At 74.0% G+C, this 20,959-nt stretch carries 21 protein-coding genes; 16 read left to right on the top strand and 5 right to left on the bottom strand.

The features are described from left to right. The first annotated feature begins 171 nt into the window (after positions 1-171). Both ACZDWJ_RS00105 and ACZDWJ_RS00100 read left to right on the top strand, forming a co-directional pair. Positions 172-762 (top strand): hypothetical protein, encoded by a 591-nt coding sequence (locus ACZDWJ_RS00105; RefSeq protein WP_463518872.1) that lies wholly within the window; start codon positions 172-174, stop codon positions 760-762. Between the two features lie 55 nt (positions 763-817). Beyond that, positions 818-1,324: a DUF427 domain-containing protein gene (locus tag ACZDWJ_RS00100; protein WP_463518871.1), complete on the top strand. Its 507-nt coding sequence runs from the start codon at positions 818-820 to the stop codon at positions 1,322-1,324. 36 nt (positions 1,325-1,360) lie between these two features. Here ACZDWJ_RS00100 and ACZDWJ_RS00095 read toward each other — a convergent pair whose 3' ends face one another. Continuing rightward, on the bottom strand, positions 1,361-1,462 hold the full coding sequence (locus tag ACZDWJ_RS00095; RefSeq protein WP_463518870.1) for an MFS transporter small subunit: 102 nt from the start codon (positions 1,460-1,462) through the stop codon (positions 1,361-1,363). Beyond that, the gene (locus ACZDWJ_RS00090) at positions 1,459-2,826 is read right to left on the bottom strand and encodes an OFA family MFS transporter (RefSeq protein WP_463518869.1); all 1,368 of its coding nucleotides are present in this window, start codon (positions 2,824-2,826) and stop codon (positions 1,459-1,461) included. The genes ACZDWJ_RS00095 and ACZDWJ_RS00090 overlap by 4 nt, the downstream gene beginning before the upstream one ends. 331 nt (positions 2,827-3,157) lie before the next feature. Between ACZDWJ_RS00090 and ACZDWJ_RS00085 the strand changes: the two genes are divergently transcribed. From ACZDWJ_RS00085 to ACZDWJ_RS00045, 9 genes are all read left to right on the top strand, one after another. Then, positions 3,158-3,790, top strand: a complete 633-nt coding sequence (locus ACZDWJ_RS00085) for a hypothetical protein (protein WP_463518868.1) — start codon at positions 3,158-3,160, stop codon at positions 3,788-3,790. Between the two features lie 29 nt (positions 3,791-3,819). Further along, entirely contained in the window at positions 3,820-4,254 is a 435-nt protein-coding gene (locus ACZDWJ_RS00080; RefSeq protein ID WP_463518867.1) for a hypothetical protein, read from the top strand. Between the two features lie 52 nt (positions 4,255-4,306). Then, entirely contained in the window at positions 4,307-4,984 is a 678-nt protein-coding gene (locus tag ACZDWJ_RS00075; RefSeq protein ID WP_463518866.1) for a DUF305 domain-containing protein, read from the top strand. A gap of 122 nt (positions 4,985-5,106) precedes the next feature. Beyond that, a complete protein-coding gene (locus tag ACZDWJ_RS00070; RefSeq protein WP_463518865.1) occupies positions 5,107-5,304 on the top strand; it encodes a hypothetical protein in 198 nt (65 codons plus the stop codon). After that, complete coding sequence (gene kdpA / locus ACZDWJ_RS00065; RefSeq protein ID WP_463518864.1) at positions 5,301-6,965, top strand: potassium-transporting ATPase subunit KdpA; 1,665 nt, start codon at positions 5,301-5,303, stop codon at positions 6,963-6,965. Before ACZDWJ_RS00070 ends, kdpA begins: the two co-directional genes overlap by 4 nt. Before the next feature lie 8 nt (positions 6,966-6,973). Continuing rightward, positions 6,974-9,052, top strand: coding sequence for a potassium-transporting ATPase subunit KdpB (gene kdpB, locus ACZDWJ_RS00060; RefSeq protein WP_463519164.1), 2,079 nt, complete (start codon positions 6,974-6,976; stop codon positions 9,050-9,052). Between the two features lie 25 nt (positions 9,053-9,077). After that, positions 9,078-9,704 carry a potassium-transporting ATPase subunit KdpC gene (gene kdpC, locus ACZDWJ_RS00055; RefSeq protein WP_463518863.1) on the top strand — a complete coding sequence of 209 codons (627 nt, stop codon included), beginning with the start codon at positions 9,078-9,080 and terminating at the stop codon, positions 9,702-9,704. Beyond that, positions 9,701-12,253: a DUF4118 domain-containing protein gene (locus ACZDWJ_RS00050; RefSeq protein ID WP_463518862.1), complete on the top strand. Its 2,553-nt coding sequence runs from the start codon at positions 9,701-9,703 to the stop codon at positions 12,251-12,253. Before kdpC ends, ACZDWJ_RS00050 begins: the two co-directional genes overlap by 4 nt. Next, positions 12,250-12,927 carry a response regulator transcription factor gene (locus ACZDWJ_RS00045; RefSeq protein WP_463518861.1) on the top strand — a complete coding sequence of 226 codons (678 nt, stop codon included), beginning with the start codon at positions 12,250-12,252 and terminating at the stop codon, positions 12,925-12,927. Before ACZDWJ_RS00050 ends, ACZDWJ_RS00045 begins: the two co-directional genes overlap by 4 nt. Here the strand turns inward: ACZDWJ_RS00045 and ACZDWJ_RS00040 are convergent. After that, on the bottom strand, positions 12,909-13,259 hold the full coding sequence (locus tag ACZDWJ_RS00040; protein WP_463518860.1) for a hypothetical protein: 351 nt from the start codon (positions 13,257-13,259) through the stop codon (positions 12,909-12,911). The genes ACZDWJ_RS00045 and ACZDWJ_RS00040 overlap by 19 nt on opposite strands. Before the next feature lie 193 nt (positions 13,260-13,452). On the opposite strand from ACZDWJ_RS00040, the gene ACZDWJ_RS00035 reads away from it, so the two are divergent. The 3 genes from ACZDWJ_RS00035 to ACZDWJ_RS00025 are packed head-to-tail and all read left to right on the top strand — an operon-like array spanning position 13,453 to position 16,802. Continuing rightward, a complete protein-coding gene (locus tag ACZDWJ_RS00035) occupies positions 13,453-15,453 on the top strand; it encodes an APC family permease (protein WP_463518859.1) in 2,001 nt (666 codons plus the stop codon). 42 nt (positions 15,454-15,495) lie between these two features. Beyond that, complete coding sequence (locus ACZDWJ_RS00030) at positions 15,496-16,026, top strand: gamma carbonic anhydrase family protein (protein WP_463518858.1); 531 nt, start codon at positions 15,496-15,498, stop codon at positions 16,024-16,026. Continuing rightward, positions 16,023-16,802, top strand: a complete 780-nt coding sequence (locus ACZDWJ_RS00025; protein ID WP_463518857.1) for a crotonase/enoyl-CoA hydratase family protein — start codon at positions 16,023-16,025, stop codon at positions 16,800-16,802. Before ACZDWJ_RS00030 ends, ACZDWJ_RS00025 begins: the two co-directional genes overlap by 4 nt. Before the next feature lie 91 nt (positions 16,803-16,893). On the opposite strand, the gene ACZDWJ_RS00020 is transcribed toward ACZDWJ_RS00025, so the two are convergent. Continuing rightward, entirely contained in the window at positions 16,894-17,316 is a 423-nt protein-coding gene (locus tag ACZDWJ_RS00020; protein ID WP_463518856.1) for a hypothetical protein, read from the bottom strand. 149 nt (positions 17,317-17,465) lie between these two features. Between ACZDWJ_RS00020 and ACZDWJ_RS00015 the strand changes: the two genes are divergently transcribed. Then, positions 17,466-18,332, top strand: coding sequence for an AAA family ATPase (locus tag ACZDWJ_RS00015; protein ID WP_463518855.1), 867 nt, complete (start codon positions 17,466-17,468; stop codon positions 18,330-18,332). After that, entirely contained in the window at positions 18,329-19,801 is a 1,473-nt protein-coding gene (locus ACZDWJ_RS00010) for a vWA domain-containing protein (RefSeq protein ID WP_463518854.1), read from the top strand. Before ACZDWJ_RS00015 ends, ACZDWJ_RS00010 begins: the two co-directional genes overlap by 4 nt. Before the next feature lie 13 nt (positions 19,802-19,814). On the opposite strand, the gene ACZDWJ_RS00005 is transcribed toward ACZDWJ_RS00010, so the two are convergent. Then, on the bottom strand, positions 19,815-20,959 hold a 1,145-nt coding region (locus ACZDWJ_RS00005; protein WP_463518853.1), incomplete at its 5' end, for a lipase family protein.

The following is a 20,959-nucleotide window of genomic DNA, read 5'->3' as shown; positions in this document are numbered from 1 at the left end:
GGCGCGCAGCGGTCTGCGGGCGTGCGAGCGGGCGGGGCGGGCAGGCGGAGGATGGTCCACGAGGCAGACGGTATCCACTCGGGCCGCCTCGCGCCGCTCACCCGAGCCGGTGGGGACCCTCCGACGCGCGCCCCTCGACTCCGGGGCAGGCGAGCACGTAGCGTCCACGAGGTGACTCTCGGACCCGCCCTCGCCCCGCCCGTCGACCCCTCCTGCGCCGTCCTGGACGCGCAGCTGCGCCGCCGCGGGGTGTGGATCCTCGCCGGGTTCGGCGCGATGTGGGGACTGGTCGGCGCTGCGGGTCTCGGACAGGCCATCGACGGCCCGGGAGGCACCCTCGCCCGGTGCCTGGTCGTCATCGCCGCCGTCGGCGTGGTGGTCGTGGCCCACCAGCACGCCGGCGACCCGGCGATCGCCCGGCTGCGCACCCTGCCCGCGCAGTGGGGACGCATCGTCGGGATCACCAACGGCGTCGAGGTCCTCGCCATCCTCGCCACCGTGCTCGTGCTCGTCCGCCTCGACCTCGACGTCGCAATCCCCGGCGCGGTGGCGATCGTCGTCGGACTCCACTTCTGGCCGCTGGCCCGCGCGTTCGACCAGCCGCAGTACCGGGCGACCGCGCTGGCGATGGGCCTGCTGGGCGTCGTCGCGCTCGGCCTGGCGATCGCCGGCGTCGAGACCACCACGGTGCAGGCCGCCGCCGGGCTCGCCTGCGCGGTCGCGCTGATCGGCTCGGCCGCCCACGTCGGTGTGCGTGGTTGACGGTGGTTGACGGCGGCTGAGGAGCCACGTCGGGAGCCCTGCCTACGCTGGAGGCATGCGTCCCGTCCCCGAGAAGCCCGGTCCCGGACAGGAGTCCGTCTGGGACTACCCGCGTCCCCCGGCCCTGGTCAGCGCCCGGGAGCGCGTCGAGATCCACCTGGGCGGCGTGCTGGTGGCCGCCGCCGACGAGGTGTGGAAGGTGCTCGAGACCAGCCACCCGCCGACGTACTACCTGCCGCGGGAGGCCTTCGCCGCCGGCACGCTGCGTCCGACCTCGGGCAGCAGCCACTGCGAGTGGAAGGGCCAGGCGCGCTACTTCGACGTCGTGGCGGTCGGCGGGGCGGGCGAGGTGGTCGCCGAGCGATCGGCGTGGACCTATCCCGAGCCGACGCCCGGCTTCGTCGACCTCGCCCACGCGATCGCCGTGATGCCCGCGGCGATGGAGCGCTGCACCGTCGACGGCGAGGTCGTGGTGCCGCAGCCCGGAGGGTTCTACGGCGGCTGGATCACCTCGAAGGTGTCCGGTCCGTTCAAGGGCGAGCCGGGCACCTGGGGCTGGTGAGCCCCGGGCGCCCGGCCCGCTCCGACGTCGGTCGGCTCAGCCGTTGAACAGGCTGGAGGCCTTGCGGATCGTCTCGACCAGCCCGTAGGCGATCGGGACGCCCACCAGGGCCCAGGCGACGGTCAGGCGCGCGATCATGCGTGGCTCCTCTCGCCGGCCGGGGTGCTGGGGCCGGTCGTGTCGGACGGGTCGGTCGTGTCGCTCGTGGGCTGGTGGAACCGGCTGTCGACCGGTCGCACCAGCAGGTTGGCGATGCTGCCGAGCGCGAGGAGGCCCACCATCGTGAACAGCGCCGGCCGGTAGGCCTCGGCCGTCAGCGTGCCCGGCTCGCCCTGGGCGTCGAGGAAGCGGTTGACGATGAGCGGTCCGACGATGCCCGCCGCCGACCACGCCGTCAGCAGGCGGCCGTGGATGGCGCCCACCTGGTAGGTGCCGAAGAGGTCGCGCAGGTAGGCCGGGATGGTGGCGAAGCCGCCGCCGTAGAACGACAGGATCACCGCGGCCAGCAGCACGAACAGCGCCGTCGAGCTCGAGCCCACCGAGGCCAGCAGGGCGTAGAGCACGAGGCCGACGCCCAGGTAGACGACGTAGATGCGCTTGCGGCCGATGACGTCGGAGGTCGTCGACCACAGGAAGCGGCCGCCCATGTTGGCCAGCGAGAGCAGGCCGACGAAGCCGCCGGCGGCCGCGGCGGTGACGGTCGAGGCGTCGCCGTCGCGGAAGAAGTCCTGGATCATCGGCGAGCCCTGCTCGAGGATGCCGATGCCCGCGGTGACGTTGCAGAACAGCACGATCCACAGCAGGTAGAACTGCGGGGTGCGCAGCGCGTCGTGCGCGGAGACGTTCGCCGTGGTGACCAGCGGCTTCTCCTTGACCGACGCGGGGTCCCAGCCCTCCGGCGTCCAGCCGTCGGGGGGCACGCGCACGGTGAGCGCGCCGAAGCTCATCAGGACGGCGTAGGCGATGGCGAGCGTGACGAACAGCAGCGCCACGGCGTGGCCGTCGGGCACCGACGTGGGGTCGGTGGCGTCGAAGCCGGAGTCGTAGAGGCCCAGCAGGCGGCCCGAGAGGGGGCTCGCGATGAGCGCGCCGCCGCCGAAGCCCATGATCGCCATGCCGGTGGCCAGGCCCGGACGGTCGGGGAACCACTTGATGAGCGTGGAGACCGGCGAGATGTAGCCGATGCCCAGGCCGATGCCGCCGATGACGCCGTAGCCGAGGAAGACCAGCCACAGCTGGCCGGTGGAGATGCCGAGGGCGGCCACGAGGAAGCCGGTGACCCAGAACGTCGCGGAGACGGCCATCGCCGCCCGCGGGCCGTTGCGGTCGACCCAGGTGCCGCCGAAGCCGGCCGCGAGGCCGAGCATCGCGATGGCCACGGAGAAGATCAGGCCGATCGTCGTGGCGCTGGAGTCGAACCGCTCGACCAGCGCGGTCTTGTAGACGCTCGTGGCGTAGACCTGGCCGATGCACAGGTGCACGGCCAGCGCGGCCGGCGGCACCAGCCAGCGGCTGTGGCCGGGACCCGCGATGATGCGCTCGCGGGCGAGGAACGAGGGGACGATGGGCTGCCTTCCGAGACATCCGAGAGACGGTGACCGGCCTCACAGGAGGCCGCCGACCGGTCTACCACGGTCGGACGCCGCCGCGCCCCGCCCGCGCGGGGCCGCCCCCACCGCGGGGTGAGGGTCGCTGCCGGGTCGCTGCCGGGGCGTCCGAAGGTCAAGGTCTGTCGATTCCGCCGCGTGCGGCCTCGGACGTCTGGTTCGATCTGCGCCGCGACATCGACTCGGCGATGGCGCCAGACCCCCGTGACCGAGAGCAGGAGCAGCCATGTCCGACGCCTTCATCGACACCCCCGAGGACCCCTCGAGCGACCGCCTCCAGATCTTCGCGGCGATCCTGCTGGGCATCGCCGCGACCCTGACCGCGTTCTCCGCCTACCGCTCGGCCCTCACCGACGGCGAGGCGCTCCAGGGCTACACGGTCGCGAGCCAGAAGCTCGCCGACAGCAACTTCTACTACGGCCAGGGCAATCAGGTGGAGGCCGGTGATCGGGCGCTCTTCGTCGCCTACGCCACCGCGAACGAGCAGGAGCAGAGCGACCTCTCGGAGTACCTCAAGACGCTGATGCGTCCGGAGCTCCAGGAGGCGATCGACTGGTGGATCGACTCCGACGACTCGGTGACCACGCCCTTCGACGAGGCCGACGACAACCCCTACGCCAACGACGACTACGCCAGCGGCGAGGAGCTCGGAGCGGAGTCCAAGAAGGCCTACGAGGCCGCCGTCGCCGCCGACAACCAGGGCGACGAGCTGGAGAAGGCGACGGTCTTCCTCGCGCTCACGCTGTTCTTCGGCGGCATCGGGACGCTGTTCTCGCGCCGCTCGGTGCGGATCGGCCTGCTGCTCATGGGCACGGCGACGCTCGCCTTCGGGAGCATCACCCTGCTCGGAGCGCTCTGAGCCTGGCTGGGTCCGCCTACCCTGGAGGCATGGCCCCGCAGCGCGACCACGAGCCTCGCCGTCGTCTGCTGCTCGCGCTCGCCGTCGCCGTCGTCCTCGGGGTGCTCGGCATGCACGGTCTGAGCCTGCATGCCGGGCACCCGATGGGGGCGAGGGACGGGGCCGCCCCGATGTCCTCGATGTCCTCGATGCCCGGGTCCTCGACCACGTCCCACCACGCGCCGGTCGACGAGACGAGCGGCGTCGCGATGGATCGGGCGGTCGAGGCGATGGCGCCGATGCTGTGCGCGCTGATGCTGGCCGGCGGCGTCCTGCTCCTGCTGCGACGCCCGACCCGCGGCCTCCTGGGCCTGCTGGGCGCGGTCGTCCCGCTCGCGCGGGCCGCTCCGGCCCGCGCGCTCGTGCTCCCCGGGGCCCACGGGCCACCCCCACCACCCTGGCGCCACTCCGTGGTCCGCTGCTGAGGGCTACGCGCTCCCGCCCCTCAGCACGCCACCACGCCCACCAGGAGACCTCATGACCCACCGCACCACCCGCACCACGCGCGCGACCCGACGAGCCGGCCTCGCCGCGCTCGCCCTCACCGCCGCCGTCGGCCTGGCCGCCTGCGGCTCCGACGACGACGGTCACTCCATGGCCGGCCACGACATGGGCGACATGGGCGACACGGGCGCCTCGGGCTCGCCGGGCGCGCGTGCGTCGTCCGCCGCCCACACCGAGGCCGACGTCGCGTTCGCGAGCGACATGATCCCGCACCACGCCCAGGCGGTGGAGATGGTGCGCATGCTCGAGGGCCGCGACGTCAGCCCGGAGCTCTCGCGCCTCGCCGCCCGCATCGAGGCCGCTCAGCAGCCGGAGATCACGACGATGAGCGGCTGGCTGCGGCAGTGGGGCAAGCCCGTGCCGGACGCGTCGGGCGGCATGAGCGGCATGGGCGGCATGGACCACTCGACCTCCTCCGGCATGCCCGGGATGATGACCGACGCCGAGATGGGCGCGCTCGAGAAGGCCACGGGCGAGGCGTTCGAGCAGATGTGGATCTCGATGATGATCCGCCACCACGGCGGCGCCGTGGAGATGGCGCGCGTCGAGGTCTCCGACGGCTCCTACGCCCCGGCGATCGCCCTGGCCGAGGACATCATCGAGTCGCAGTCGAAGGAGATCCTGACGCTGCGCGGCCTCCAGCGCGGCTGACGGTCCTCCACGCGTGAGCGGCGTCGCATCGGCGGAAGGGTGTCGTCAAGACGCCCTCCCGTGACGTCAGGAAGACGTCAAGAAGGGCAGGTCGCCGCGCGTCGAGGGAGTGGGATCGCGATGTGTCCGACCTGCTCTATGTGCTGGTGACGCTGCTGTCGTTCGGAGTCCTGGCGCTGCTCGCCGGGGTCCTCGACCGCCGCCTCTCCGAGCCCGATGACGATGACCACGACCCCGCTGACGACCTCGCGGGCGACCCCGCCGAGGAGCTCGGCGAGGGTCACGGCGAGCCGACCGCCACCGCGGGAGGCGCGCGATGAGCCAGACCCTCCCCGCGCTGGGCCAGATCGCGTTCCTGCTGATCGGCCTCGCGATCGCGGTGCCGCTGCTCGGCCGTGTGCTGGCCCACGTCTACACCAGCGAGAGGCACTGGCGCGTCGAGTCCGCGACCTACCGCGTGCTGCGCCTGGACCCCGACGCCGACCAGCACTGGCGCGTGTACGCGCTCTCGGTGCTCGGCTTCTCGATGGTCGGCGTCCTGGCCCTCTACGCCCTCGCCCGCCTCCAGGAGCACCTGCCGGCGTCGATCGGCATGGCCGCCTTCCCCGCGGACGGCGCCTGGAACACCGCGGTCTCCTTCGTCACCAACACCAACTGGCAGTGGTACTCCGGCGAGGCCGCCGCCGGCAATCTGCTGCAGGCCGGCGGCCTGGCGGTGCAGAACTTCGTCTCCGCCGCCGTCGGCCTCTCCGTGGCCGCCGCGTTCGCCCGCGCCCTGGCGCGCAGCCGCGCGGCGGGCCGCGTCGGCAACTTCTGGGCCGACCTCACCCGCACCACCGTGCGCGTGCTGCTGCCGATGTCGGTGGTCTCCGCGCTGATCCTGGTCGCGCTCGGCGTCGTGCAGAACCTCTCCGGCGCCCGCACCGTCACCACCCTCACCGGCGGCACGCAGAGCCTGCCCGGCGGCCCGATCGCCAGCCAGGAGGCCATCAAGGAGCTCGGCACCAACGGCGGCGGTCCCTTCAACGCCAACTCCGCGCACCCCTTCGAGAACCCGACGCCCACCAGCGACCTGCTGCAGATCTTCCTCATCCTGGTGCTGCCGTTCGCGATGGCCTGGGCCTTCGGCCTGATCGTCCGCGACCGCCGCCAGGGCGGCGTCATCGTCGCCGTCATGGCGGCCCTGCTCGGCGCCTCGGTGGGCCTGCTCACCTGGGCCGAGATGGCCGGCCACGGCACCGCCCCGCAGCTCGCGGGCGCCGCGATGGAGGGCAAGGAGACGCGCTTCGGCGAGGCCGCCAGCGCCCTGTTCGCCGCCGTCACCACCGGCACCTCGACGGGCGCCGTCAACGCCACCCACGACTCCCTCACCGCCGCCGGCGGCGGCCTGGCGATGTTCAACATGATGCTCGGCGAGATCGCGCCCGGCGGCGTCGGCTCGGGCCTCTACGGCATGCTCATGCTCGCCGTCGTCACGGTCTTCATCGCCGGCCTCATGGTGGGCCGCACCCCCGAGTACCTCGGCAAGAAGGTCGGTCAGCGCGAGATGGTGCTCGTCGCCTCCTACGTGCTCGCGACCCCGGTGCTCGTGCTCGTCGGCATCGCCGTCGCGATCACCGCCAAGGACGGCCTCGCGGGGCTCCAGGAGTCCGGTCCGCACGGCCTGTCCGAGGCGCTCTACGCGGTGACCTCGGCGTCGAACAACAACGGCTCGGCCTTCGGCGGCCTCACCAGCGGCACGCCGTTCTGGAACACGCTGCTCGGCCTGCTGATGCTCTTCGGTCGCTTCCTGCCGATGATCCTCGTGCTCGCCCTCGCCGGACGCTTCGCCGCGGCGCGGACGCTGCCCGCCGGCGCCGGCACCCTGCCCACCCACCGTCCCCTGTTCGCCGTGCTGCTGGGAGGCGTCGCGCTCGTGCTCGTCGGCCTCACCTACGTGCCGGTGCTCTCCCTCGGCCCGATCGCGGAGGCGCTCTCGTGACCACCACCATGCCCGCTCCGGCGAACACCCCGGAGCCCCCGACCTCCGACCACGCAGGCACCCGCCAGTCCGCGCTCGGACTGGGGCGTCAGCAGATCGTCGAGGCCCTGCCCGGCGCGCTGCGCAAGCTCGACCCGGTGGCGCTGCTCGGCACGCCGGTGATGCTCGTCGTCGAGATCGGCGCCGCCGTCACCACCGTGCTCTCGCTGCGCGACCCCAGCACCCTGGGCTGGATGGTCACCGTCTGGCTGTGGCTCACCGTGCTCTTCGGCACCTACGCCGAGTCGGTCGCCGAGGGACGCGGCAAGGCCCAGGCCGCCAGCCTGCGCGCCCTGCAGGCCGAGACCGACGCCCGCCGCCGGCTGCGCGACGGCACCCACGAGATGGTGCCCTCGACGAGCCTGCGCGCCGGCGACGTCGTGCTCGTCGAGGCCGGGGAGCGCATCCCCGGCGACGGCGAGGTCATCGACGGCGTCGCGTCGGTCGACGAGTCGGCCGTCACCGGCGAGTCCGCGCCGGTGATCCGCGAGTCCGGCGGCGACCGCAGCGCCGTCACCGGCGGCACCGTGGTGCTCTCCGACCAGATCCTCGTGCGCATCTCCAGCAACCCCGGCGAGTCCTTCGTCGACCGGATGATCGCGCTCGTCGAGGGCTCGCAGCGTCAGCGCACCCCCAACGAGATCGCCCTCAACGTGCTGCTCGGCTCGCTGACGATCATCTTCGCCGTCGTCGTCGGCTCGCTGTACTTCGTGGCCGACTACTCCGACGCCCACCAGTCGGTGCTGGTGCTCACCGCCCTGCTGGTCTGCCTCATCCCGACGACGATCGGCGCGCTGCTCTCGGCCATCGGCATCGCCGGCATGGACCGCCTCGTGCGCCGTAACGTGCTCGCGATGTCGGGCCGCGCGGTCGAGGCCGCCGGCGACGTCGACGTCCTGCTGCTCGACAAGACCGGCACCATCACCTACGGCAACCGCCGCGCCACCGAGCTGCTGCCGGTCGCCGGCGTCGAGGTGGCTGCGATCCACCGGGCCGCGCTGCTCTCCTCGCTGGCCGACGAGACCCCCGAGGGCCGCAGCATCGTCGACCTCGTCGAGGCCGAGGGGAACGCCGTCGGCGTCGTCTCCCCCGAGGGCGCGACGCTGGTGGAGTTCTCCGCCGCCACCCGCATGTCCGGCCTGGACGCCCCCGGCCTGGAGCTGCGCAAGGGCGCGGCCAGCGCAGTCGACGCCTGGGTGCGCGAGCACGGCGGCACCGTGCCCGCCGACCTCGCCGAGGCCGTCACCGCGGTGAGCGAGCAGGGCGGCACGCCGCTGGTCGTCGCCGAGCGCGAGGGCGAGGCCCCCGCGCGCGTCCTGGGCGTCATCCACCTCGCCGACGTCGTCAAGGAGGGCATCGCGGAGCGGTTCGCCGAGCTGCGCGCCATGGGCATCCGCACGGTGATGATCACCGGCGACAACGCGGTCACCGCCCGGGTCATCGCCGCCCGGGCCGGCGTCGACGACGTGCTCGCCGAGGCCACCCCCGAGGACAAGCTGGCGCTGATCCGCAAGGAGCAGCGCGGCGGCCGGATGGTCGCCATGTGCGGCGACGGCACCAACGACGCGCCCGCCCTCGCGCAGGCCGACGTCGGCGTCGCGATGAACACCGGCACCGTGGCGGCCAAGGAGGCCGGCAACATGGTCGACCTCGACTCCGACCCCACGAAGCTCATCGAGGTCGTCGAGATCGGCAAGCAGCTGCTCATCACCCGTGGCGCGCTCACGACCTTCTCGGTGGCCAACGACGTCGCGAAGTACTTCGCGATCCTTCCGGCGATGTTCGTGGTGGCCTTCCCGCAGCTCGACGTCCTCAACGTCATGCGGCTCTCCTCGCCGGGCTCGGCGATCGTCTCCGCAGTGGTGTTCAACGCCCTGGTGATCATCGCGCTGATCCCGCTGGCGCTGCGCGGCGTGCGCTACCGACCGGCGGCCGCCTCGGACCTGCTGCGCCGCAACCTCCTCGTGTACGGCGTCGGCGGCCTGATCGCCCCCTTCGTGGGCATCAAGCTGCTCGACCTCGTCATCTCCCTGCTCCCCGGCCTGTGAGCCGGAACCTCGAAAGGCAGTCGTCGTGAAGGACCTGCTCGCCCTGGCCCGCTTCAGCGTGGCGGGGCTGAAGATGATGATCGTCGCCACCCTCGTGCTCGGTCTGGCCTACCCGCTCGCCGTCACCGGCATCGCCCACGTCGCCTTCCCCTGGCAGGCGCAGGGCTCGCTGGTCACCAGCACCGGCGAGCACACCGAGAAGGCCGGGGACGCCGTCGGGTCGGCCCTCATCGGGCAGCTCATCGAGGGCGAGGAGGCCCAGGGCCTCTTCCTGCCCCGTCCCTCGGCCGCCGGCGACGGCTACGACGGTCTCGCCTCGGCCGGCTCCAACCTCGGCCCGGAGAGCCCCGACCTGGTCAAGGCCATCGAGGAGCGCCGTGCCGAGGTGGCCGAGCGGGAGGGCGTCGACCCCGCCCAGGTGCCGCCGGACGCCCTCACCGCGTCGGGCTCGGGCCTGGACCCCGAGATCTCTCCGGCCTACGCCGAGCTGCAGGTCCCGCGCGTCGCGCGGGTCAGCGGTCTGAGCGAGGACGAGGTGCGCGCCCTGGTGCGTCGCCACACGTCCGGCCGCACATGGGGCACCCTGGGAGAGCCGCGCGTCAACGTGCTGCGGCTCGACATCGACGTGCTCCAGGCCCAGAGGGGACGATGACCGACCAGCCACCCGCTCCACCTGCGGCGCCGTCGCGCCGAGGTCGGCTCTCCGTCTACCTCGGCGCGGCCCCCGGCGTGGGCAAGACCTACGCCATGCTCGACGAGGCGCGTCGCCGCTGCGAGCGCGGCACCGACGTCGTCATCGGGTACGTCGAGACCCACGGCCGCCCGCACACCGAGCGGCAGGTCGAGGGCCTCGAGGTGCTGCCCCGCAAGGTGCTGGCCTACCGCGGCACCGAGCTCACCGAGCTCGACGTCGACGCCGTGCTCGCGCGGCGCCCGGCGGTGGTGCTGGTCGACGAGCTCGCGCACACCAACGCGCCCGGAAGCCGGCACGCCAAGCGGCACGAGGACGTCGCGCAGCTGCTGGCGGCCGGCATCGACGTCATCACCACCGTCAACATCCAGCACCTGGAGTCGCTCAACGACGAGGTCGAGCGCATCACCGGCGTCCGGCAGCGCGAGACCGTGCCCGACGAGGTCGTCCGCGTCGCCGACGCCATCCAGCTCGTCGACATGGCCCCCGAGGCGCTGCGGCGCCGGATGGCGCACGGCAACGTCTACCGGCCCGAGAACATCGACGCCTCGCTCACCTCCTACTTCCGCGTCGGCAACCTGACGGCGCTGCGCGAGCTGGCGCTGCTGTGGCTGGCCGACCGCGTCGACGACGCCCTCGGCGACTACCGGCGTCGCCACCGCATCGAGCACCCGTGGCCCACCAAGGAGCGCATCGTCGTCGCCGTCACCGGCGGCCCGGAGTCCGAGGCGCTGCTGCGTCGCGGCGCGCGCCTGGCGCAGCGGGCGGCCGGCTCGGAGCTGCTCGCCCTGCACGTGGTCTCGGCCGACGGCCTGCGCTCCTCCGACGAGCGCACCATCGCCCGCACCATCGAGCTGATCGCCAGCCTGGGCGGCACCTACCACTCGGTGGTCGGCGACGAGGTCGCCGACGCGGTCGTCGACTTCGCGACGGGTGCGAACGCCACGATGATCATCGTCGGCGTCTCCCGGCACGGCCGGCTGCGTCGCTCCTTCGTCGGCACCACCGGCGACCGCATCGCCCGGCTGGCGGGCTCGATCGACGTCCACCTCGTCACCCACGACCAGGCGCCCAGCGCGGGCCGACCGCGCCCGTGGGGCTCCCCGCTCTCCCGGCGACGCCAGTGGCTGGGCTGGGTGCTCGCGCTCATCGCGCCCGTGACCCTCGCCGAGCTGCTGCGCCTGCCCAAGGGCGCCGACGAGCTCGACCTCGTGACGATGGTGCTGCTGGCCTCGGTGGTGCTCGTGGCGCTCGTCGGCGGCCTCCTGCCGGCGCTGCTGGGCGCCGTCGTCGGCTTCCTCGCGCTCAACTGGTGGTTCACCGACCCCACCGGCACCTTCACCGTCGCCGAGCCCCGCAACCTGCTGACGCTGATGGTCTTCCTCGCGGTCGCCGCCGGCGTGGCCACCGTCGTCGACCGCGCGTCGCGGCGGGCCACCGAGGCCGTCCGCGCCCGCACCGAGGCCGCCACCATGGGCTCGCTCTCGCGCTCGGTGCTCACCGGCCAGGACACCGCCGAGGCCATCGTCCAGCGCGTGCGCGAGACCTTCGGCCAGGACGCCGTCTCCCTGCTCGAGCGTCGTGACGGCGTGTGGCGGATGCTCGCCGGCGACGGCGAGCGTCCGGCCTCCGACCCCGCCGACGCCGGCACCCACGTGGCCGTCGACGACGACCACCTGCTGGTGCTGTGCGGCTCCCCGCTGCGGGCCGGCGAGCGACGCGTGCTCGAGGCGTTCGGCGTCCAGACCGGCCTGGTGCTGGAGTACCGCCGGCTGCGCGAGCGCGAGGAGCGCGCCGCGGTGCTGGAGTCGGCCGAGGCCACCTCCACCGCCCTGCTGCGCGCGGTCTCCCACGACCTGCGCACCCCGCTGGCCACGATGCGCGCCGCCGTCGACGGCCTGGTGCACGCCGATCTCGACCCCGAGGACCGCGGTCACCTGCTCGACGCCGTCGCCTCCTCCAGCGACCAGCTGGAGCGGCTCATCGACAACCTCCTCGACCTCTCGCGCGTGCAGGCCGGGCTGGTACGCCCGCGGATGGTGCCGTGCAGCCTCGACGAGGCGCTGCCGCTGGCGATGGCCGGGCTGCCGCAGGGCTCGGTGAGCCTGGAGGTCGACGAGGACGCGCCGTTCGTCCTCACCGACGCCGGCCTCCTCGAGCGCGTCGTCGCGAACCTGCTGGCCAACGCGGTGCGCGCCAGCGGCCCCGACGGTCCGCCGGTGCGGCTGCTGGCCCACGTGCTGCCCGAGACCGTCGAGATCCTCGTCGTCGACCGCGGCCCGGGGGTCTCGCCGGTGCTCCGGGAGCGGATGTTCGAGCCGTTCCAGCGCCTCGACGACACCGGCGGCGGCGGACTCGGCCTCGGTCTCGCCGTGGCGCGCGGCCTCGCCGAGGCCCTCGGTGGCACGCTGACCGCCGAGGACACGCCTGCGGGCGGACTCACGATGGTGCTGACGGTGCCGCGGGCCGTGCCCGCCGCCGCGGCCGAGCTGCAAGGAGCCGAGCGGTGAAGAAGCGCGTCCTGGTCATCGACGACGAGCCGGCCCTGGCCCGCGCCCTCGCGATCAACCTGCGCGCCGCCGGCTGGGACGTCGTCACCGCCGCCGACGGCCGTTCGGGCCTGGCCGCGGCCGCCGACACCCACCCCGACGTCGTCGTCCTCGACCTCGGCCTGCCCGACATGGACGGCACCGAGGTGCTCGCCGGCCTGCGGGGCTGGACCACCGTGCCGATCGTGGTGCTCTCCGCGCGCCAGCACGGCGAGGACAAGGTCGAGGCGCTCGACCTCGGCGCCGACGACTACGTCACCAAGCCCTTCGGCATGGGCGAGCTGATGGCGCGGCTGCGCGCGGCCGTGCGTCGCGTCGGCCAGGCCCCGCCCACGGAGTCGCTCGAGGTCGGCGACCTCACCGTCGACTTCGCCCGCAAGCGGGTGCTGAAGAAGGGCGAGGAGGTGCGGCTGACCCCCACCGAGTGGGCCTTCCTCGACCTGCTCGCGCGCAACCTCGGACGGCTGGTGCCGCGCGAGGAGATCCTGCGCAAGGTGTGGGGTCCGGGCACCGAGAACCAGACGCACTATCTGCGGGTCTACGCCGCGCAGCTGCGTCGCAAGATCGAGGACGACCCGGCGCACCCCACGCACCTGATCACCTCGGCGGGGCTGGGCTACATCCTGGAGGCGTGACGCCCCACGGCGGCGGTCGCGAGGGCGAGGCCCGTCAGCGCGGCCAGCCGCAGCAGGTCGTGCGGGGTGCCGGTGAGCCGGCCGCCGTCGTGCTCGGCGAAGCCGGTGGCCAGCGCCCAGGCGGTGACGCCGACGAGCGCGGCCAGCGGCAGCGTGAGCGTCAGCGCGCCCGCGGCGACCACCGCGGCCAGGACGCCCATCGTGACGCCGAGGGGAGCGCCGAGCGCCACGGCGCCGGCCGTCGCGATCGCCAGGGCGCCGGCCGCGAGGCCCGCGCGGACCTCCGGCACCGCCTCGACGAGCCCCGTCGGCGCGCGCTCTCCGATCGCCACCGGAGCAGTCCGCGACGCGCGGGGGAGAGGGGCGTGGAGAGAGGACACCGGATCAGGACATCGCTCCTGGTGCGGGCGCGGGAGGGGCGTTGACGACCTCCGGACGCGCTGCTGGCGAAATCCTTACGGTTCCTTGACGCCCCAGCGCCGAGATCGGCTCGGCTGCGGGCCGATCGCGCGGCAGGCTGGAGACATGGCCCTGCTCGCCGACCCCGGCGCCCCCTCCGATCCCGACCTCGATCCGCGCGACGGCGCGGCCTCGCGGGGTCCGATCGCGCGGTGGCTGCTCGCCGACCTCGGCGACCACCGCAGCCGGGCCGCCGCCCACGGCACCCCGGCCGACGAGGAGCGGCCCGCGAAGGGCCAGCCGTGGTGGCGCGTCATGTGCCTCACCGGCGTCGACTACTTCTCCACCCTCGGCTACCAGCCGGGCATCGCGGCGCTGGCCGCCGGCGTCCTCTCGCCCCTGGCCACCATCGTCCTGGTGACGCTGACGCTCGTCGGCGCCCTGCCGGTCTACCGCCGCGTCGCCGCCGAGTCGCCCCACGGCGAGGGCTCGATCGCGATGCTCGAGCGGCTGCTGTCGTTCTGGAAGGGCAAGCTGTTCGTCCTGGTGCTGCTGGGGTTCGCGGCCACCGACTTCCTCATCACCATGACCCTCTCCGCGGCCGACGCCACCGCGCACCTGGTGGAGAACCCGCACGTGCCCGCGGCCTGGCAGGGCCACGAGGTGCTGATCACCCTCGTGCTGCTCGCGGCGCTCGGCGCGGTGTTCCTGCGCGGCTTCGGCGAGGCGATCGGCGTCGCGGTGGTGCTCGTGGTGCTCTACCTCGCGCTCAACGCCGTCGTCATCGGCGTCGCGCTGTGGCACGTGGCCACGAAGCCCTCGGTGGTCTCCGACTGGACCACGGCGCTCACCACCGAGCACGGCAACCCGGTGATGATGATCGCCATCGCGCTCGTGGTCTTCCCCAAGCTCGCGCTCGGCATGAGCGGCTTCGAGACCGGCGTCGCGGTGATGCCGCAGATCCGCGGCCGTGCCGACGACGACCCCGCCCACCCGGCCGGCCGCATCCAGGGCGCGCGCCGCCTGCTCACCACCGCCGCCGTCACGATGTCGGTCTTCCTCGTCACCAGCAGCATCGTCACCACGCTGCTGATCCCCGAGCAGGAGTTCCAGCCCGGCGGCGAGGCCAACGGCCGCGCCCTGGCCTACCTGGCCCACGAGTACCTCGGCAACGGCGTCGGCACCGTCTACGACGCCTCCACCATCGCCATCCTCTGGTTCGCCGGCGCGTCCGCGATGGCCGGCATGCTCAACCTGATCCCGCGCTACCTGCCGCGCTACGGCATGGCGCCCGACTGGAGCCGGGCCACCCGCCCGCTCGTCCTGGTGCTCATCGGCGTCGCGTTCCTCGTCACCTGGGTCTTCGACGCCAGCGTCGACGCGCAGGGCGGCGCGTACGCCACCGGCGTCCTGGTGCTGATGACCTCGGCCGCCGTCGCCGTCACCCTGGCCGCGCGGCGGGCCGGGCAGCGGCGCGCCACGATCGGGTTCGGCGTCATCGCCGCGGTGTTCGCCTACACGACCGCCAGCAACGTCGTGGAGCGTCCCGACGGCGTGAAGATCGGCGCCTGCTTCATCGCCGCGATCGTGCTGGTCTCGGCGTGGTCGCGCGTGCGTCGCGCCTTCGAGCTGCGCATCACCGAGGTCGAGCTCGACGCCACCGCCCAGCGGTTCCTGCGCGACTGCGCGCGCCGCACCATCCGCCTCGTCGCCAACGAGCCCGACGCCGGCGACGCCGCCGAGTACGACGAGAAGGCCCGCCAGACCGTGCGCGACAACGACCTGCGCGACGAGGGCGACGTCATCTTCGTCGAGGTCACCGTCACCGACCCCTCCGAGTTCGAGGGACGTCTGCGCGTGCGCGGCGAGGTCGTCTGCGACACCCGGCGCGTGCTGCGCTTCGAGTCCGCCGCCGTGCCCAACGCGCTCGCCGCGCTGCTGCTGCACGTGCGCGACACCACCGGCGTCATCCCTCACGTCTACTTCGAGTGGACCGAGGGCAACCCCGTGGTGCAGTTCTCGCGGTTCCTGTTCTTCGGCGTCGGCGAGGTCGCGCCGGTCACCCGCGAGGTGCTGCGCCGTGCCGAGCCCGACCGCGCGCGGCGCCCGCACGTGCACGTGGGCTGAGCGGTCTCGGGGCTGCGGCCCGGCGTCTGCTGGGATGGGCCCATGAAGCTGATCGAGTTCGAGGGCAAGCGGCCCGTCGTCCACCCCGACGCCTTCGTGGCGGAGACCGCCACCCTCATCGGCGACGTGACCGTCGAGGCCGGGGCGAGCATCTGGTACGGCGCGGTCGTGCGGGCCGACATCTGCACCATCGTCATCAAGGCCGGCACCAACGTGCAGGACAACTCGGTGCTGCACGCGGCGCCGAACGAGACGCTCGTCGTCGGCCCGAACGCCACGATCGGGCACTCCTGCGTGGTGCACGGCCGCGAGGTCGGCGAGAACGCGCTCATCGGCAACGCCTCGACGCTCCTCGACGAGTCCGTCGTCGGCGCCCGCACGCTCGTGGCCGCCGGCTCCGTCGTCACCCCCGGCGCGCAGCTGCCCGAGGAGGTCGTCGCCGCGGGCATCCCGGCCAAGCCCACCAAGCCGATCGCCGGCACGTCCTCGGAGTTCTGGGTGCTCACCAACGCCGACTACTACCGCGAGCTGGCCTCGCGGCACGCCGCGGGCGCGCGGGTCGTCGAGGGATGAGCACGTCGGTGCGCGTCGAGCGCGACGGACCGGTCACCACCGTGGTGCTGGCCCGGCCGCAGGTGCGCAACGCCGTCGACGGGCCCACCGCCGCGGCGCTCCTCGAGGCGCTCCTCGCCTTCGAGGCCGACGACGACGCCGCCGTCGCGGTGCTCTGGGGCGAGGGCGGCGCGTTCTGCGCCGGGGCCGACCTCGGCGCCCTGGGCTCGGAGCGTCAGAACGCCCTGCACGAGGTCGGCGCCGGGCCCGGACCGATGGGCCCCAGCCGGCTGCGGCTCTCCAAGCCGGTGATCGCGGCCATCGAGGGTCCGGCCGTGGCTGGCGGCCTCGAGCTCGCCGCCTGGTGCGACCTGCGCGTCGCCGCCCGCGACGCCCTCCTCGGCGTCCTGTGCCGCCGCTGGGGGGTCCCGCTCATCGACGGCGGCACCGTCCGGCTCCCGCGGCTGATCGGCGAGAGCCGCGCGATGGACCTCATCCTCACCGGCCGTGCGATCGACGCCGTCGAGGCCGAGCGCATCGGCCTGGTCAACCGGCTCGTCGAGCCCGGCGAGGCGCGTGCCGCCGCCGAGGCTCTCGCCCACGAGCTCGCCGGTCTTCCCCAGACCTGCCTGCGCGGCGACCGCGCGGCCGTCCTCGACGCCGCCGGCCTCCCCGAGGACGACGCGCTGGCCGTCGAGTGGCGTCACGGACTCACCTCGCTCGCCGCCGACGCCCTCCCCGGCGCCCGCCGGTTCGTCGACGGCGCCGGCCGGGGCGGCGCGTCCGCACCGATGTGACGCGGAGTCCCGTGCACTTCCCACAGGAGATGACAGGGGGTCAGTGCACGGGACTCCGCGTGACAAGCCAGCGTCGGCCGTGCGGGGGAGGTCAGCGGGCGGTGGCGCGACCCAGGCAGACGGCGACGAGCGTGCCGGAGCGACGACCCTCGTAGGCCGCCCAGCCGCGGGCGAAGGAGACGACCTTCACGGTGTCGGCGTCGGTGCGCAGGAGCGCCTTGGCGGGGATCACGTCGGAGCCGAAGCCGGTGTAGGAGCAGCGCTCGGCGTCCATCAGGCGCGCCACCTGCGCGGCGACAGCGCTCCGGGCGGCCACCTGCTCGGCGCGGTCGCGCTCGGCGGGGCTGGGACGGCCGAGCGCGCCGACCAGCAGCACGACGGCGATGGCGGCGACCAGGCCGACCTTGGCGAGGCGGGCGTGGGCGAGGACCCGGCGGCGGACGTCGTCGCGGGTGCGGGCAGGAGCCGAGCAGGCGTCGGCGGGGGCGAGGGCGTCGGCGGTGGACGGCGTCACCCGGGGGAGGGTCGCGGTGGGGGCCACGCCAGGACAACGACGCGCGCGCGCCGGGGTGACGGCCGAACGGGTGGACTGCTCGGTGGTCCGGTCCGGTCCGTCCCCCGGGCGGTCCGGACCGAGCGTCCGCTTGGTGCGAGGATCAGGGCATGAGCAGCACCTGGTTCGCCTCCCCGGACGACGCCCGCACCCGCCTGGAGGCGGCCGGCTACCTGGCCGACGACGCCGCCGCGACCACCACGTTCCTCGCCGGCGCGCTGGAGAAGCCGCTGCTGCTGGAAGGGCCGGCCGGCGTCGGCAAGACCGAGCTGGCCAAGGCCGTCGCCCGCGCGACGGGCGCCGAGCTGGTGCGCCTGCAGTGCTACGAGGGCCTCGACGAGGCCCGCGCGCTCTACGAGTGGAACTACAAGAAGCAGCTGCTGCGCATCCAGGCCTCGCAGGGCCAGGAGTGGGACCAGACCCACGACGACATCTTCACCGACGAGTTCCTGCTGACCCGTCCGCTGCTCACCGCGATCCGCCGCGAGGAGCCCACCGTCCTGCTGGTCGACGAGGTCGACAAGACCGACGTCGAGGTCGAGGGCCTGCTGCTGGAGGTGCTCTCGGACTTCCAGGTGACCATCCCCGAGCTCGGCACGGTCGCGGCCGTGCGGCGGCCGTTCGTGGTGCTCACCTCCAACGCCAGCCGCGAGCTCTCGGAGGCCGTCAAGCGCCGCTGCCTCTACCTGCACCTGGACTACCCCGACCTCGAGCGCGAGCGTCAGATCCTGCGCTCCCAGGTGCCCGGCCTCGACGAGGCGCTGGCCGGCCAGCTCGTCGCGATGGTCGCCCGCCTGCGCGAGCTGGAGCTGAAGAAGGCGCCCTCGATCGCGGAGTCGGTCGACTGGGCGCGCACCCTCATCGCGCTGGAGATCCGCGACCTCGACGACGCCGCCGTCAGCCGGACCCTCGGCGTCGTCCTCAAGCACGCCTCCGACGCCGACCGCGCCGTCAAGGAGCTGCGGCTCCCGCGATGAGGCTCCCGGGCACCCGCGCGAGCGACGTCCCCGAGCCGGCGCCCGCCGGCTCGGGCATCCTCGAGCGCCACGTGATGTTCGTCGAGGCGCTGCGCGGCGCGGGCCTCTCGGTCTCCCTCGCCGAGGACCTCGACGCGATCGCCGTGCTCGGCGCGCTCGACTGGGATCGACGCTCGGTGGTGCAGGAGGGCTATGCGGCAGCGCTCGTGAAGCGTCCGGGTCAGCGGCCCACCTTCGACGCCCTCTTCGACCTGTTCTTCCCGCGGGTCACCGGCAGCGGCGGCCTCGGGCTCGGCGAGGACCCCGACTCCCCGTCCGCCGAGGGCGAGGGCGAGTCAGGCGAGGGGGCCGAGGGCGCTGAGGGGCAGGTGCGCGACAACGCCGAGGCGCTGGCCGGCTTCCGCGAGGAGCTCTTCGAGGCCCTGCTCGCAGGCGACCGCGAGGCGATGATGCGGATGGCCGCGGAGATGGTGGCGCGCTTCGGCGCGATGCCCGGCCGCGGCCCCGGCCTGTCGTCGTGGTCGGCCTACACCGCGCTGCAGCGCGTGGCGCCCCAGGAGCTCGTCGACCGCATCGTCGAGGGCCTGCTCGGCCAGGGCCGCACCGAGGAGGAGGCCGCCCGCACCGCCGCCCAGCGCGTCGGCGCGCTCACCAGCGCCGTGGAGAACGACGCCCGCCGCCGGATCGCGGAGGAGAAGGGCCCCGAGCACGTCGCGAAGGTGGCAGTGAAGCCCACCCTCGACAAGCTCGACTTCCTGCAGATGCGCCGCTCCGACCTCGAGCAGATGCGCCGCGAGATCCACCCGCTCGCCCGTCGCCTGGCCACCCGCCTCACCCAGCAGCACGCGTCGCGTCGGCGGGGACCGCTGGACTTCCGCCGCACCGTCCGCGCATCGGTGTCGACCGGCGGCGTGCCGCTGACCACGCACCACAAGCCCAAGCGGCCGCACCGCACCGAGCTGGTGATCCTCTGCGACGTCTCCGGCAGCGTCGCGAACTTCGCGCAGTTCACCCTGCTGCTGGTCTTCGCGCTGCGCGACCAGTTCCAGGGCGTGCGGGCCTTCACCTTCATCGACCACGTGCACGAGGTGACGCCCTACTTCCGGCCCGGCGCCGACATCGCCGACGTGATGTCCGACCTCGCCGCCTCCACCGCCCATGCCGCGCTGTGGGGCCGCACCAACTACGGGCGCGCGTTCACCCGGTTCGCCGAGGCGCACCCTGACGCCATCGGCCCGAAGACCTCGCTGCTGGTGCTCGGCGACGCCCGCTCGAACTACTCCGACCTCGCGCTCGAGACGCTGCGTGAGATCACCGAGCAGACCCGCAACGCCTGGTGGCTCAACCCCGAGCACCGGCGGCACTGGGACACCGGCGACTCCGCCGCCACCCGCTACGGCGAGGTCGTGCCGATGGTGGAGTGCCGCAACCTCACCCAGCTCTCGGAGTTCGTGCACGACCTGCTCTGACCTGCCGGGGGCATCACGGCCTGGGCCGGGTGAGCTGGAAGAGCCGCGAGGAGGCCGGGACGTCGTCGGGCCCGAGGAAGCCGTCCTCGCGCAGCGCCCGCAGCTGGTCGAGGACGGAGGGGTCGGTGCTGGCGTCGGCGCCCGCGGCGATGGCGGCGTACTCGGGGAAGCCGTGCCGGGCCAGGACGTCGCCGGGCCGGGTGCCGAGCAGCGGGCCGGGGTCGCCGGTGACGGTGGTGAGGCGGCGGCTCTCGGTGGTGTTCGGGGCGCCGTCGGTGCGCGGGACGACGTCGTGGGCGTTCTCCAGCGCCAGCAGGCGGGTGCCCGGCGGGGGCGAGGCGGAGGCCAGCGGCGCGCCGAGCGTGACGACCTGGCGCACCGCGAAGCCGCCCGAGCGCGCCTCGAGCGCGGCCGCCTGGAGACCGCCCTGGGAGTGACCGACGATCAGCACCGGCTCGCCGGGCCGCACGCCGCTGCGGTGCAGCGCGGTGAGCACCCCCGCGCCGTAGGCGGTGGGCACCCCGCCGACCAGCGCCATGTTCTCGCCCATGTCGCGCAGGGTGTGGTCGCGTCCGCCGGGCACCGTGCCGATGTCGTCGGTGCCGGGGAGGTAGACGACGTGCCGCGGCCCGGCGGGGGTGTGGAGGGTCTGCACCTCGATCTGACCCTCGAGGTCGCCGCCCTCGGGATCGTCGAGCCCGGCGACCTGGGAGAGGTGCCCGACCAGCCCGGCGAGGGAGTCCTCGCGGTGGGCGCCGCGGCCGACGACGAGGTCGGCGCGGGTGCGCACGGTGACGGCGTCGGCGCCGTAGAGCCGGCTGAGGGTCTGGGCGCCGAGCGGCACCCCGCCCAGGGGCGCGGCGAGGAGGCCGAGCAGCCCCTGCGCGGCGTCGGGGTCGTCGGTGAGCGCGTCGAGCAGCGCGGAGCCGGTGCGCGCGCGGACGGAGTCGGGCACCGCGCTGCCGACCAGCGCCGTGGTCGTGGCGCCCGCGGCCAGCCCCGCCCACAGCGCGGCGCCCGCGCCGAGCCGCAGGCGCTGCATCTCGTCGGCGACCAGGGAGTCGACCAGGCTCAGGCCGAGCGCGGCCCGGCGGGCGGCGTCGGCGTCGTCGTGGAGCCGCGCCGCGACCTCGACCAGCCCGCCCGGACCGACCTCCG

Source organism: Nocardioides sp. B129/18 (assembly GCF_055282735.1).
The sequence above is the reverse complement of the archived record's forward strand: the minus strand, read 5'-3'. Positions and strand labels throughout refer to the sequence as shown.